The organism is Amycolatopsis keratiniphila subsp. keratiniphila (assembly GCF_001620365.2).
Classification (GTDB): Bacteria; Actinomycetota; Actinomycetes; order Mycobacteriales; family Pseudonocardiaceae; genus Amycolatopsis; species Amycolatopsis keratiniphila.
Genome location: NZ_LQMT02000032.1, coordinates 226,642 through 240,845 on the forward strand (window position 1 = coordinate 226,642; position 14,204 = coordinate 240,845).

At 69.1% G+C, this 14,204-nt stretch carries 11 protein-coding genes; 1 reads left to right on the plus strand and 10 read right to left on the minus strand.

Features of this window, described 5'->3' with window-relative positions:
• The first annotated feature begins 193 nt into the window (after positions 1-193).
• On the plus strand, positions 194-1,447 hold the full coding sequence (locus AVR91_RS30915) for an HNH endonuclease signature motif containing protein (protein WP_076857472.1): 1,254 nt from the start codon (positions 194-196) through the stop codon (positions 1,445-1,447).
• Between the two features lie 342 nt (positions 1,448-1,789).
• On the opposite strand, the gene AVR91_RS30920 is transcribed toward AVR91_RS30915, so the two are convergent.
• From AVR91_RS30920 to AVR91_RS30965, 10 genes are all read right to left on the minus strand, one after another.
• Complete coding sequence (locus tag AVR91_RS30920; protein WP_228709395.1) at positions 1,790-2,863, minus strand: hypothetical protein; 1,074 nt, start codon at positions 2,861-2,863, stop codon at positions 1,790-1,792.
• Between the two features lie 153 nt (positions 2,864-3,016).
• Positions 3,017-4,384, minus strand: coding sequence for a replication-associated recombination protein A (locus AVR91_RS30925; protein WP_063274295.1), 1,368 nt, complete (start codon positions 4,382-4,384; stop codon positions 3,017-3,019).
• Between the two features lie 43 nt (positions 4,385-4,427).
• A complete protein-coding gene (locus tag AVR91_RS30930) occupies positions 4,428-5,276 on the minus strand; it encodes an SGNH/GDSL hydrolase family protein (protein ID WP_063274231.1) in 849 nt (282 codons plus the stop codon).
• A gap of 75 nt (positions 5,277-5,351) precedes the next feature.
• Positions 5,352-6,539 (minus strand): phosphotransferase, encoded by a 1,188-nt coding sequence (locus tag AVR91_RS30935; RefSeq protein ID WP_043848017.1) that lies wholly within the window; start codon positions 6,537-6,539, stop codon positions 5,352-5,354.
• A gap of 79 nt (positions 6,540-6,618) precedes the next feature.
• Positions 6,619-7,560: a DUF389 domain-containing protein gene (locus tag AVR91_RS30940; RefSeq protein ID WP_063274232.1), complete on the minus strand. Its 942-nt coding sequence runs from the start codon at positions 7,558-7,560 to the stop codon at positions 6,619-6,621.
• Positions 7,560-9,332, minus strand: coding sequence for an aspartate--tRNA ligase (gene aspS, locus AVR91_RS30945; RefSeq protein WP_063274233.1), 1,773 nt, complete (start codon positions 9,330-9,332; stop codon positions 7,560-7,562). The genes AVR91_RS30940 and aspS overlap by 1 nt, the downstream gene beginning before the upstream one ends.
• A gap of 101 nt (positions 9,333-9,433) precedes the next feature.
• On the minus strand, positions 9,434-10,009 hold the full coding sequence (gene merB / locus AVR91_RS30950) for an organomercurial lyase (RefSeq protein WP_063274234.1): 576 nt from the start codon (positions 10,007-10,009) through the stop codon (positions 9,434-9,436).
• Positions 10,010-10,133: 124 nt separating this feature from the next.
• Positions 10,134-12,041, minus strand: coding sequence for an intein-containing Rv2578c family radical SAM protein (locus tag AVR91_RS30955; RefSeq protein ID WP_197684784.1), 1,908 nt, complete (start codon positions 12,039-12,041; stop codon positions 10,134-10,136).
• A gap of 66 nt (positions 12,042-12,107) precedes the next feature.
• Positions 12,108-13,151, minus strand: a complete 1,044-nt coding sequence (locus AVR91_RS30960) for a hypothetical protein (protein ID WP_063274235.1) — start codon at positions 13,149-13,151, stop codon at positions 12,108-12,110.
• Positions 13,152-13,184: 33 nt separating this feature from the next.
• A complete protein-coding gene (locus AVR91_RS30965) occupies positions 13,185-14,132 on the minus strand; it encodes a sucrase ferredoxin (RefSeq protein WP_063274236.1) in 948 nt (315 codons plus the stop codon).
• Positions 14,133-14,204 lie beyond the last annotated feature (72 nt).

Sequence of the window (14,204 nt, forward strand, 5' to 3'; positions counted from 1 at the left end):
GAACTGTCCAGGGCGGGATCAAGGGGTTCTCAAGCGGGCTTTACTTTTCTTCCGCATTTGGTCGACTAAACGCTAGTCGCTCAGGGTGATTCGGCATTGGCGACCGTTTCACTCTTCAGTGTTATCCGCACAAGTTGGCCTATTGCTTAAAATTACGAACACGTGTTCGACGGACTTGCGGTATTATCGAGGTGTGCCCGAGACCTATCTCCCCGAACTGCCGCAGGAGCTGTGGCGCGCCGGCAAACTGGAGCTTGCCCAAGGCGTGCAGCAGTTCTTGCAGGCGATTCGCATGGCCACTGCCGGGTTGGGGCAGTTTCTGGCAGAGATCGAGAATCGGGGCGCGAAAGACTTGTACGGGCATGGCAGCACGGCGAGCTGGTTCGCGGAGATGGCCGGGCTCTCGCGCGGCGAAGCGGGCGCGGTGGTGAAACGGGCTCTCGCCCTGAACCCCACCCGCGCTCTGGACGGCACGGAGGTTCCGCCTGTCGCTCCCTGCACCGCCGCTGTCGCTGCTCAGGGGTTGGTCGGGGATGAGCGGATCGATCAGATCCTGGAGATCTTGAAACGGCTCCCTGCCGACACCTCTGTCGAGGATCGGGCCAGTGCGGAGAAGATCCTGGCCGAGCTTGCCCCGAACGCCGGTCCCCGCCAGCTCTCCGAGGCTGAGACGAAACTGCTGGGCTGGCTCGACCCCGATGGCAACGAACCCAAAGACCCCGAACCGAAGGAGCCGCGCCGGGAGATCACGCTGGAACGCCGGAAAGACGGGTTCTGGAAGCTGACCGGCCTCCTCGACGATGAGACCGGGGCCCGGACCGCGGCCGCGTTGGAGGCGCATGCCCAGCCACGACCGGTCGACGAATTCGGTCAGGCGGATCTGCGGATGAAATGTGAACGCATGGGAGACGCCTGGGCCGAGCTCCTCGATCTGGCGATCGCCTGCCCGGATCAGCCGGGAACCAGTGGCTACCGCACCTTGGTGAATGTGACCGTCGGACTCGACGAACTGAAGTCCGGTCTCGGGGCCGCGTGCCTGGACTTCGTGGGGACGATGACCGCTCGGGAAGCGCGGCTCGCGGCCTGCGATTGCCTGATCTTGCCGGTGGTGATGAGCGGCTCGGGTGAACCGCTGGATATGGGACGCCTGAGACGGTTCGTCACCCCGGGCCAAAGACGGGCGCTGAACCTCCGCGACGGCGGCTGCGCGTTCCCCGACTGCCACCGAAAACCCAAGAACTGCCACGCCCACCACATTCACCACTGGGCAGACGGCGGGCCCACCGACCTCCGGAACCTCGTGCTGCTCTGCGGCTTCCACCACCGGCTGATCCACCACGGTGACTGGGAAGTACGGATGGCGGCCGATGGGTTACCGGAGTTCATCCCACCCCAGTACCGGGATCCGCTCCGACATCCCCGGCGCAACACCCTGCATCACGTCTAGGCCCCGAGGAGCCCGCCAGCCACGACGGCGACGGGCCCCTCGGCACGCCCAGCGCCGGCCAAGCCACGGTGGCCGCGTGGTTTTCGGGACATCTGACGCCCCAAAGCCAGCCTCATCCATCCCTGACCGACCCACCGTGACCGGACCGATCACGCACGACCGTGTGGATTTCGGGACATCTGACGTCCCAAAACCCACACAGTCCCCCCACCAACGGACCGATCACGACCGAAAGATCGGCACTCGACGAACCGAGACTCTGGACTTGCTTTCACACTCGGTCTCGTTCATGAGTCGTTCCGAAGCTCGGCGCCCAGGAAAGCCTGGTTCAGGCCAGGATCCTCAGGACCGGTCGGCCGCCTCCGCGACGAAGATCTCCGTCTCGAGGAAGACCCGCCACCGCGCCGGGGATTCGCTCTGCAAGGCGCGATACGCGGCAGCCTGTACCTGACTGCCCGGCCTCGACCTGGTCCAGATCTCGCGCACCAAAGGCCCTTCCTGGAGGTACCTGGCATATCCGGCGTCGATACCGACGACGGCGGCGGCGCGCACCTTGATGCCGTCCACCTTGTCCTTCGCCGCGGCCTCGAAGATGCCGGTGTCGATGAAGGCCCGCCACTGCTCCGGCGTCCGGCTGTGGAACGCCCGGTTCCACACCTCGGAGTCCCGGGGCGCCAGGTCACGGGACCAGATCTGCTGCACGAAATACTCGTCCGTCAGCTGAGCGGCCAGTGCCGGATCCATACCGACGACGGCGGCAGCCTTCACCCGGGCATCGCGAAGCTTCTTTTCCGCGGCTTCCTTCTCGGCCGCTTCCTTCGCCGCGTCCACGTCACGCTGGTGTTCGACGAAGATGCCGCGGGCAATGAAGTCCTTCTGCTCCGCCGGGGTTCCGGCGAAGGCCTTGCCCGCCCCCGCCTTCACGAACGAACCGCTCGCGGCCCGTTCCCACAACGCGAAGACGAAGTTCTTGTCGTCGTAGGCCAGCAGGATCGTGGTCAGCTCGAAGCCGAGCAGCGTGGCGGAGGGCTGCCGCTCCGCGCGCCGGGCCTGATAGAGGGCTTCCCGGTCCAGATCCCGCTGGTGCGCCTCGTAGATCCCGGTCGTGAGGAACAACGAAGTCCAACCGCCGTTGTAGGCATCGAGCGCCGCGAACTGGACCTCCCGTGCGATCTCGCCACGCAGCCTCGCGGCCCGGTAGATCTCGTAGACGAAGTCACGTTCTTCGATCCGCAGCAGTTCCGGGGTGACCGTGAGTCCGACGACCGCGGCGGCCTTGGTACGGACCTCGGACGAAGTCACGACCGAAGCCCCGGCCGGAGCGGCGGTCGCCACGGCGGGGACGGCGGCTCCGGTCGCCACGGCGAAAACCGCGAGAGAAGAGGCCAGGAAAACGCGAACTCTGAAATCAGCCATAAGGTGAGGTTGTCGGTTTAGTTCTGCTCGCCATCGTGGTCGAGCACGGGGGATCCCACTCAGCGTGACAACCCGGCATCCCCCAGCCACCGGGGATATAGCCCCATGATCAACCACCGTTACCGATCACGGCGACATTGCTCCGAACGCGGGCTAACGCTCCCCCCGAATGGTCCTCCGCAGCTTCGGCACCCGCTCGTGCAGAGTCCGCTCCGCGCCACGCTGCGTCGGCTCGTAGTAGTCCCGCCCCACCAGCTCGTCCGGCGGATACTGTTGCGCCAGAACACCTTCCGGCACGTTGTGCGGATACCGGTAGCCCTTCGCGTTGCCGAGTTTCTCCGCCCCCGCGTAATGCCCGTCGCGCAGATGCGGTGGCACCGTCCCGATCCGCCCGGACCGGACGTCGCTCAGCGCGGCGTCGATCCCGGTGATGACGGCGTTCGATTTCGGCGCCGTCGCCAGGTGCACGGTCGCCTGCGCCAGTGCGAGACGGCCTTCCGGCATGCCGATGAACTGCACGGCGTGCGCCGCCGCGACGGCCGATTGCAGTGCCGTCGGGTCGGCCATGCCGATGTCCTCGCTCGCGTGCACGACCAGGCGCCGGGCCAGGAACCGCGGGTCCTCCCCCGCCTCGATCATCCGCGCCAGATAGTGCAACGCGGCGTCCACGTCCGAACCCCGGATCGATTTGATGAACGCGCTGATGACGTCGTAGTGCTGGTCGCCGTCGCGGTCGTAGCGCACCGCCGCCTTGTCCACTGTGGACTCGACGATGGCGAGATCGATCGTCTTGGCCTCGGTCGCGCTCGCCGCGTCGGCGGCAGCTTCCAGTGCGGTGAGCGCTCGCCGCGCGTCGCCGGAGGCCAGCCGCACCAGATGGTCCCGCGCGTCTTCGGTCAAGGTGAGTTCGCCGCCTAGACCGCGTTCGTCGGCCAGCGCGCGCTCGATCAGCGCGACGATGTCGGCGTCGGTCAGCGGCCGCAGCTGCAGCACCAGTGACCGCGAGAGCAGCGGCGAGACCACCGAGAACGACGGGTTCTCCGTGGTGGCGGCCACCAGCAGCACCGTCCGGTCCTCCACCGCGCCGAGCAGGGCGTCCTGCTGCGTCTTGGAGAACCGGTGGACCTCGTCGATGAACAGCACCGTGTTCTCGGCGTTGTAGTTGCGGCGACGGCGGGCCTCCTCGATGACCCCGCGCACCTCCTTCACCCCGGCCGACAGTGCCGACATCGCCACGAACCGGCGGCCGGTCGCGGCCGAGACGAGGTTCGCCAGCGTGGTCTTGCCGGTGCCCGGCGGGCCGTAGAGCAGCACGGAAGCGGGCGCCGCGCCTTCGACGAGCCGCCGCAGCGGCGCGCCCTCACGCAGCAGATGCTGCTGGCCGACGACCTCGTCGAGCGTCCGCGGCCGCATCCGCACCGCCAGCGGCGAGCCCGCCGGGACAGCGACCTCCCTCGGCTCGGCCGGCTCCGGCGGCGGACCGAGGTCGGGGTTCACGGTGAAGAGTTCGTCCTGTGCCACGGTGTCGACGGTAGCCGTACCCACCGACGGTTCCGGGCACAGGTCAGCGCAGCCGCTCCCGGAACGAATGCCACATGATCACGGCCGCGTACGGCACGAACTCCCGGCCCCGCCGCCACACCCACGGGATGCCCTTGAGCACCAGCCACCCGACGTGCCCGGCGGTACTCGGCTCCACGCCTCCCGAGCAGGTCAGGCTGACCGGCTCCGGCACCGCGAACCCGGCCTCGGCGAGCCGTTCGGTGAACCCGGTCGCCAGCATCCGGTGCCCGAGTTCCGACGGGTGCAGCCGGTCGACGCTCCACGCGGTGAGGTCGTAGGCGCCGGGCAGTAGTTCGAGGTCGAGGCACGGCACGCCCTCGCGTTCGACGACCCCGTCGATGGCGGCGTTCAGCTCGGCCACCCGCTGGCTCAGCGCGCGCCGCAGCGACTGCGGGAGGCGGAACACCTTGCCGTGGTCGTGATAGCGCACCGGGACCACGACGGTGCCGACGGCGGCCAGCGAACGGATCACCTCGGTGAGGTCCGCGGCGATCTTCTCGGCGCTGAAATCGGGGCGCAGCGTGTCGTTCATGCCCGCCACCACCAGCGCGACGTCCGGCCGGTGCGCCACGGCCGCCGGAAGCTGCTTCGTCAGCACGCAGCCCATGCGCGCTCCGGTGAACGACGGGTTCAGATAGCCGTCCGGCTCGACGCCGAGCGCGTCGGCGACGAGCGGGCCGACCCCGCGCCAGCCGCCCCGGCCCGGCAGGGGGTCGCCGAGGCCCACGGCCGTGGAATCGCCGAGCACGACCAGTCTGCGGGCGGACCGCGGGACCGCCGGTGCGGGAGGAAGGAGGGGTTCGGGACTCGGAGTGACTTCGACACTGATCACGGTCACGGTAGCCACCATCGGCCACGCAGACTCACCCGCGGTGATGCCTGGGTAACGCGGCGAGGACGGCCGAGCGAAAAGTCCGTGCGGCGGTTACCGGAACGCGGGATAGAACGCGAGATCGGCGTGCGGCCCGAGCCGGGCACCGAGGGCCGCGGCGACCCTGGTGGCGTGCTCGGAGATATGCGTCAGACGGGCACGCAGCGAGTGTTTGGCCAGCTCCCGCCACCAGGTGACCAGCGCGGCCTCCCGGCTGATCGGCGTCGCGTGCCGGTCCAGGTCCAATTCCGGGAGGATCTCCCAGGTCAGCACCCACAGCAGGAGCAGCTGACCGTCCATCAGGTGCTCGGCCAGCGCGTCCTCGTCCGCGAGCCCCGGCCAGACCGAGACGACCTCGGACCGCCAGGCCGCGATCATCGCCTCGCTCATCCCCGGCGGCAGGGCCAGCGCGTCCGCGCTCGACGCGAACGGCAGCCGCAGGTACGCCACGTCCATTAGGGTGCTGCGCACCCGCCCGCGTTCGAAATCGAGGAACCGCACTCCCCCGCTGGTCACGAGGTTGTTGTCCGGGCTGAGGTCGACGGGGCTGAACGCACGGTACGACGGCGCGCCCGCCCGCTCGGCGACCTCCATGACCCGCCGTTGCACCGGCTCCGGCGTCTCGACGTCGAGCAGTTCCTCCAGCACACCCGGCAACTGCGCGCAGACCGCGGGCAGCGGCGCGTCCTCGTTCTTGACCGGGCCGCCGAGGCGGCGCAGCAGCGCGTTGAAATCGGGCTCGCGGCTCGCGGTGGTCGCGTGCAGCCTGCCCAGCGACCGGGCCCAGGACAGCAACGCGCGTTCGGCGCCGCGGGCGTCACGGGCGTGGAGTTTGTCGTGCAGTGTCGGGACGCCGCCGAGGTCCTCGATCACCAGGACTCTGTCCCGGCCGTCGTGCGCCAGCAGCTCCGGGCACATCCGGTCCTCCGGGGCGAGCGCGGTGAACAGCTGGTAGCTGACCGCCTCCTGCGCGAACGGATCGGGCCGTCCCGGTTCGGGTGGATCGGGGTAGTGCTTGATCACCAGGGTGCGCGGCAGCGCGAACGGCGACGACGCCACCCGCGCCCGCACGACCGTGGCCGGGCCACTGCCGGCGAGGTCTTCGGGGGCGACAAGGGTGATCGCGCTGCCGAATCGGCGCGTGAGGACCGACTCGCCGGCGGCGACCGCGGCCGCCACGGCGAGGGTTTCGGCTCCAGCTCCGACGGTCGAATCGTCGGCAGAGGAGGTATCGACTGTCATTGCCACCGACCCTACTCGTGACTGAGCAACCATGACCACTGAGATCCGGGCAATCGCGCGCGCTGGCGCGATCGAGGACTCATCCGCGTGAAAGCGGACGTTCCGTCACCCTCGATCGTTGCCCACGACGGCGCAATGTCAGCACAATGGCCGCAGCTGCAACGATTCCGATGAGATTGACCAGCAGCTGTCCGGCCGAATAAAGGCACCGTTCCCACTGACCGGCAACCGCCGCGACCACCGCGTAACCGGCCGCGGGCACCGTCGTCACCGAGATGAAGACGCCGACGAGCGCGGCGGATTTGGCCGACGTCATGGAAAGCATGCCCGCGGCGCCGGCGAGGAGCGCGACGATCAACGACGCGATTCCCACCTTGTAAACGAAATCCACTTCGTGGTTTTCCGCCAGCTTGCTGACCTCGAGCACCCCGGTGGCGTTGCCCAGCAGCACCACGCCGAGCGTGATCACCATGGCGATCGGGAAACCGCCCAGCAACGCGACGGCGCCCTGCTTCACGAGATCTCCCCGGCGTAGCACCACCCCGACCGCGATGGCCGCCAGCGGACCGAATTCCGGCCCCACGACCATCGCACCGACGATGGTGACCGCCGAGTTGGTGACCACCCCGACCGCCGCCAGCAGGCACGCGATGGTCAGGAATGCCTGAAATGTCCAGGTGAGCCGGGACTCCTCGCCGGAGCGGCCGACGAGTTCCTGCCACACCACCGCGTCCGCGCCTTCACCCGGCGCGGCCTCCTCGGCCTTGTCGGCGGCGTCGGACACCGCGGTGTCCAGTGCTTCCAGCGTGATGCCGCCGGTGTGGTCGAGGTCGAGCCCGCACAGCGACTCGATGATCTCGTCGGCCGCCTCACGGGCGATGTCCGCCTCGATCAGATCGCCTTCGGGCTCGACCGCCACCCCGTGATGCAAGACGAGGTGCGCGGTCCCGGTGTGCGCCCGCAGGATCCGGATCGCTTCGTCGGTCCGGTCCGGCGGGCACACGGCCCTGAGGTGGAGCATCAGTTCTTGACGGGCGGCGCGGGCTTGGCGTCGATGCCCGCCTCCTTGCGCTGCTCCGCCGTGATCGGGGCGGGAGCGGCGGTCAGCGGGTCGAACCCGCCACCGGTCTTCGGGAACGCGATCACGTCACGCAGTGACTCGGCCTTGGCGAGCAGCATGACGATCCGGTCCCAGCCGAACGCGATCCCGCCGTGCGGCGGCGGGCCGAAGGCGAAGGCGTCGAGCAGGAAGCCGAACTTCTCCTGCGCCTCCTCCTCCGACAGGCCCATCAGCTCGAAGACCTGCTTCTGCAGCTCCTGCTGGTGGATACGGATCGAGCCGCCGCCGATCTCGTTGCCGTTGCAGACGATGTCGTAGGCGTAGGCCAGCGCGTTGCCGGGGTCGTCGGCGAGTTTGCCGATCCACTCCGGGGTCGGCGAGGTGAAGGCGTGGTGCAGGGCCTTCCACTTGCCGCCGCCGACGGCGACGTCGTCGGACTCCTCGGCCGAGATGAACATCGGGAAGTCGACGACCCAGACGAACGACCAGGCGTTCTCGTCGATCAGGCCGAGACGGTTGCCGATCTCGAGCCGGGTGGCGCCCAGCAGCGCCCGCGCGTCGGCGGGCTTGCCGGCGGCGAAGAAGACGCAGTCGCCGGGCTTGGCGCCGACGGCTTCGGCGACCGTCTCGCGCTCCTTCTCCGACAGGTTCTTCGCGACCGGCCCGCCGAGCGTGCCGTCCTCGTTGACCAGGATGTACGCGAGCCCGCGGTGGCCGCGCTGCTTGGCGAAGTCCTGCCAGGCGTCGAGGGTGCGGCGTGGCTGGTCGGCCCCACCGGCCATCACGACGGCGCCGACGTACGGCGCCTGGAAGACGCGGAACGGGGTGTCGGCGAAGAACGCCGTCATGTCGGTGAGTTCGAGGTCGAAGCGCAGGTCCGGCTTGTCCGAGCCGTACTTCTCCATCGCCTCGGCGTAGGTGATGCGGCGGAAGGGCTTCGGGATCTCGGCGCCGATCAGCTTCCACAGCGCCGTCACGATGTCCTCGCCGAGCGCGATGACGTCGTCCTGCTCGACGAAGCTCATCTCGATGTCGAGCTGGGTGAACTCCGGCTGCCGGTCGGCGCGGAAGTCCTCGTCCCGGTAGCAGCGCGCGATCTGGTAGTACCGCTCGAGACCGCCGACCATGAGCAGCTGCTTGAACAGCTGCGGCGACTGCGGGAGCGCGTACCAGGAGCCGGGCTTGAGCCGGGCCGGGACCACGAAGTCGCGGGCGCCCTCGGGGGTGGAGCGGGTCATGGTCGGGGTCTCGACCTCGACGAACTCCTGGGCGTGCAGCACCTCGCGGGCGGCGCGGTTGACCTCGCTGCGCAGGCGCATGGCGGCCGCGGGGCCGCTGCGGCGCAGGTCGAGGTAGCGGTGCTTGAGGCGCACCTCTTCGCCGACGTCGACGCGGTCGTCGATCGGGAACGGCAGCACGGCGGCCTCGGAGAGCACCTCGAGCTCGGTGACCAGCACCTCGATCTCGCCGGTGGGGATCTCGGCGTTGGCGTTGCCCTCCGGCCGCTTCGAGACCTCGCCGACGATGCGGACGCAGTACTCGGAGCGCAGCTGGTGGGCGCGCTCGGCCATCTCACCCTCGCGGAAGACGACCTGGCTCACGCCGCTGGCGTCACGCAGATCGATGAAGATGACGCCGCCGTGATCGCGCCGCCGGGCCACCCATCCGGTGAGGGTGACCGTCTGACCGGCGTGCTCGGCACGCAAGGTGCCGGCTTTGTGGGTGCGAAGCACTGCGGGTGCTCTCCTTCGGCATCACGATTCTGCGATTCGACGGCTTCTCGCCGACGTCAAAGGCTAACGAATCGCCCGTGATGCCTCGCGACCAGGTGTTCTCAGATCGTCGGCCAGGCCTCCAGCGCGGCGACCATCCGCCGTGTGTGCGCCAGATAGTCCGGGACGGACAGGACCCGGCCGTCGATGTTCTCCAGCAGCCAGCCCGAGGCCGCCTCCTTCGACGCGAAGAACCCCGTGCAGACCAGCGCCTCGACGTAGTCCTGGCCGAGGGCGAGGTCGATGCCGGACAGCCGTGACGCGGCGACCACGGCGTGCGGAGGGTCGACGCTCAACACCCTCTCGCGGGTGAAGTGGACGCGGACGCGTGCCCCGGTGGCCGGGCAGACCGCGTCCGCGTGCACGGGTTCGCCGGTGGCGACGGCCAGGAGGAACAGGTCGACCCGGTACCGGTCGGAACCCGGCCGGTCGGCCGGGCGCGAGCCGCGGTCCATCACGACCAGACCGTCGCGGATGACGAAGCCCATCAAATCCATCAGACGGTGGGCTTCGGCCGGGTCCATGCCGACGGTGGCGGCGAGTCTTCCGATGGCGATGGGGTGTCTGCCCGCTCTGGTCAGCTTGGTCGCGGCCCAGGCGATGCGGACAGCGGCGGTGCGATCCGTACGGGTGGTCAACAGGCACCTCCTCGCCTTCGTCCCCTTGAGATTAGGCACGAAAAGGTTTTCCGCCAAGCCACTGCGCCGAACGGCCGAATCCGTTGTGCGGTAAGACTTTCGGACACTCGAGACAAAAGTGCGCCTACAGCAGTTTCAGTTGCTCCGCCGCCGGAATCACCGCCTCCCCGGAACGCTGCACGGGCATCGTCACCTGCATTCGTTCCCCGTCGTCCGCACGGGAACCGAAGCCGTGACGGCGCAACAACGGGCCGACCCTGGCGCCGAGCCGCTCCCGATAGGACTTCGGGAGATACGCGCCGCGCGAGTACAGCTCGCGGTATTTCGGCACCAGCTCCGGATGTTCCCGGCCGAGCCAGCGCGCGAACCATTCCCGCGCGCCCGGCCGCAGATGCAGCGGAAGGACGGTGACCCGGGTGGCACCGGCTTCGGCGAGCCGCGAGAACAGGGCGTCGAGCGCGGCCACCGAATCGGTCAGGTACGGGAGCACGGGGGCGACCAGCACCGAACACGGCAGCCCGGCGTCGCGCGCTTTGCGGATCAGGTCGAGCCTCGCCCGCGGGCTCGGCGTCCCCGGCTCCAGACGGTGTTGCAGTTCCTCGTCCAGCAGCGCGAGCGAGATCGCCAGCCCGGCGGGCACGTCCTTCGACACCGATCCCAGCAGCGGGAGATCCCTCGCCAGCACCGTTCCCTTGGTCAGGATCGACAGCGGCGTGCCCGAATCGGCCAGCGCGGTGATGATGCGCGGCATCAGCTTGTACCGGCCTTCGGCGCGCTGGTAGGGATCGGTGTTCGTGCCCATCGCGACGTGCTCGCGGGTCCAGCTCGGCCGCCGCAGCTGCGCGGCCAGCACCTCGGGCGCGTTGACCTTCACGATCACCTGCGTGTCGAAATCGCGTCCGGCGTCGAAATCGAGGTACGTGTGGGTGTTCCTGGCGAAACAGTTGTGCGTGACCATGCCGTCGGCGATGAAGTCGCCCGTGCCGGTGGTGATGTCGAACAGCGGCAGCTCGATGCCCAGCGGCTCGATGGACGTCACCTTCCGTCTCGTCCGGCCGATGGGGAGGCCGTCGAGCGATCGTTTCCAGCCGACGGCGGGGTCGGCGAGCTGGAAGAACCGCACCTCCTCCGCGGGCCCGCCGAGGATCTGCACCGTCCACAGCGGACGGAACTTGGCGTTTTCGCTTCTGACGTAACGGAAGTCGAAGTTACCCAGCGCGGAACAGAAGGTGGAGACGATGTCCTGCTCGTCATGGGTGACGCGCAGCGCGCCGTGCCGGTAGCTCCCCGCCAGGTCGAACAACCCGGCCAGGAATCCGCGCAGCCAATGGGAATCCGGTGACGGCGGCACCTGAACGAAACCGACCGACGCACCGAAATCCGGCAGGTAGCGAAGCGCGCGGTCGGCGGCGTCCTTCTCGGCCGAGAACCCGCCGGACCGCAACATCCCGCACAGATACCCGGCGCGGTAGCCGAGCGTGTCGTCCGGAGTGCGCGCGAGCCTCCCGACACCGACGAGTTCGGTGCCGCCGACCAGATGCGGCCGTTGCGCCGCGCCGAACCGGGTGCCGGTGACGTGTTTCCAGCCGCGACCGGTCAGGAACCGGTGATCACCGCTGGCCACGATGGACGTTCCGTCGTCGAGCGACAGACGATACGCCGGTTTCAGCGTCGACCAGTGCGCGAGGACCTTCGTCGGCACCAGGCGGCGCCCCGCGCCACGCCCGCGCGTCCCGTAGATCGCGTCGCCGGGCGCCAGCTCCGCCAAGGGTTTCGTCCGGCCGTCGGCCATCAGGACCGGCGTCCCGCCTTCGAGGCAGTACGTACACGCGTGAGAACAACCGCGGTACGGGTTCACCGTCCATCCGAACGGGACACCCGAGCCCTCGGGCACCTTGTTCAGCACGGATTTGGCGTGCACCTCGTGAAAGGTGACGCCGTCGAACTCGGGCGTGCGCACCGAACGCGGCAGCCCGTCCAATCCGGGCAGTACCGGCTCGCCGCCGTCCGCCCGCTGTCGATCCCATCGCACCCGGCCAGTCGAACACACGTTCTAGACGGGTGTCAAACGTATGTTCGAACGAGGGTGAAGAGGGTCTCAGTCCGGAAAAACCGGGCTGAGGTCCATCGGTGACTCCAGGTGGAGGTTCGAGGGCCAGTAGCGGCCCACCATCCGGTGATAGACGCCCTCCGGATCACTTCCGTCGAGATAGGCCCACGGCCGCTGGTAGAACCGGTCCCTGGTGCCGAGCAGATGCAGGAAGGCCCGCTCGGCGTTGCCGCCGCAGGCGAACGCGGCCGCGAAGTAGTGGTGCGCCTGCAGACCACGCGGGTGCGGCTTCTCCTCGGCGAGCCAGCGGTCCGACGCGGCCACCAGCGTCGCCTGCATGCGCTCGCTGGAAAAGTAGAGCTTCTCGAACTCGTCGAGGCGGTCGTCGTCCAGCTGCCTCGACGCCATCAAGTAGACCTCGAAGCAGGCGGCGGGCTGGATCGCGGTCAGCGGGTCACCTGGCGGCGCGGCGCGCGCGGTTTCGAGGGCGAACGTCAGCATTTCCTGCTCGGTGCCGCCCCACTTCGGTGCCAGCGTCTGAAGCCGGATCATATGCGCGGAGAAATGAGCAGGGCTCCGCCGGACGGTTTCCCGCCACACCTCGTCCCGTTGGTCGCGGGGCGCGCTGAGGACGAGCGCAGCCGACATCAGATTGACCCAGGGCGTCGAGTCGTCCGGTATCAGTTCGGCGGCGCGGTGCAGCGGACCGATCGCTTTGGCGCCGACCTGATGCACCATCTTGAAGCGTTCCTGGCCGACGCCTTCGGCCCAGCCGGTGCCGCGGATCGCCATCGCCTCGTCGAGATACGCCGCGCCCGCCATCAGCCACAGCTCCGGCTCGTCCTGCTGCCGTGCGAGCTCCGCGATCTCGTCGGCGTGCCCGACCAGGCCCTTCGACAGCTGATCCAGCCGCAGGCCGCGGGTCTCGGCGTCCTCGCGAGATTCAGCCAGTACGGTTCGCGCTGCGCGAAGGTCACCTTCGCGCAGCCCATCGAGCGCCGCGTCGAGCGCGAGGTCGTCGTAACAGTGATCGAGGATCAGCGTGCGACGTTCGGGCTCGGGCCGCGGCGCACGTCTGCCGAAGAGCTTCACCGCGACACCCTATCGGGCGAAAATCTCGCTCTGTCAGAGCTTCGTGATCTCGTCGGCCACGTACCCGGCTGGCTGGATCAGCCCCGCGCACCGGCTTTCCCCGCGCGGCGCGGCCGAACGGCGTCGCACCGTCACGGAGTAGAAGTCCTCGCCGCCGCGCACGGTGACGACCCGCGCGTCGGCTTCGAGCAGCGGCTCCTCCTGTACGGCGAGCACGTCGTCCAGACCGGGGAGGTCCAGCCGCCGCCGGAGCGCGATCTCCGCGAACTGCGCCCACGCCGTCCGCGCGGACGTCCGGCCGCGAAGCTGCTCCGGCTCGACCTGGCCGCGCAGCGCGGCCTTGGCCACCAGCGCCGCCTCGGCCGGGTTCAGCTGGCCGTGCAGGAAACCGTCCGGGACCACCAGGAGGTTGCCCGCCCAGCGATCGCCGCCGACGTGACTGACCTCCCAGGCCCGGCCGGGGTGGTTGGTGTTGAGCGTCGAAGCCAGCGGGCGGCCGAGGACCGCGCAGCACATGTCCTTGGTGCCGTGGGTGCAGACCAGGAACAGCGGCCCGTCGACCCGGGTACCGAGCCCACCGGTGCCCTCGGCGACGGCTTCGAGGTCCAGCTCGGCGAGTTCACCCAGGTCGTGGATCTCGAGGCGTTCCAGCCAGCGGTTGCCCGGTTCACCCCCGCCGACATACACGGAACGGGGACGATCCGGGTCTCGCCGGTGTTTGCCGGGACGACGGATGAGCAGCGGACGGAGCCCGTGCGACCGTCTCAGGTTTTCGAGCAGCTCACGGCGCTCGGCGGGGAAGGCCTCGTCGAGGACGTTTTCCAGCGCGTCCGCGGGCCAGGGGCCCGGCTGCTCGATGAGCAGCCAGCACCGCATGTCGGCCGCGGTGCCGGCGGGGCTCGCCCCGAGCATGCGCGCGACGGTGGCGCAGCCCGGCAACGCGGCGGGCGGCGCTTGCGTGTCCGAGAGCTGAGTGGTCATCGGCTGACCCCTCCGGACCTCACCTTAGGCATGCCTTAGCTTACCCCGTCCGGGCTCCCTTCACACTTCTCG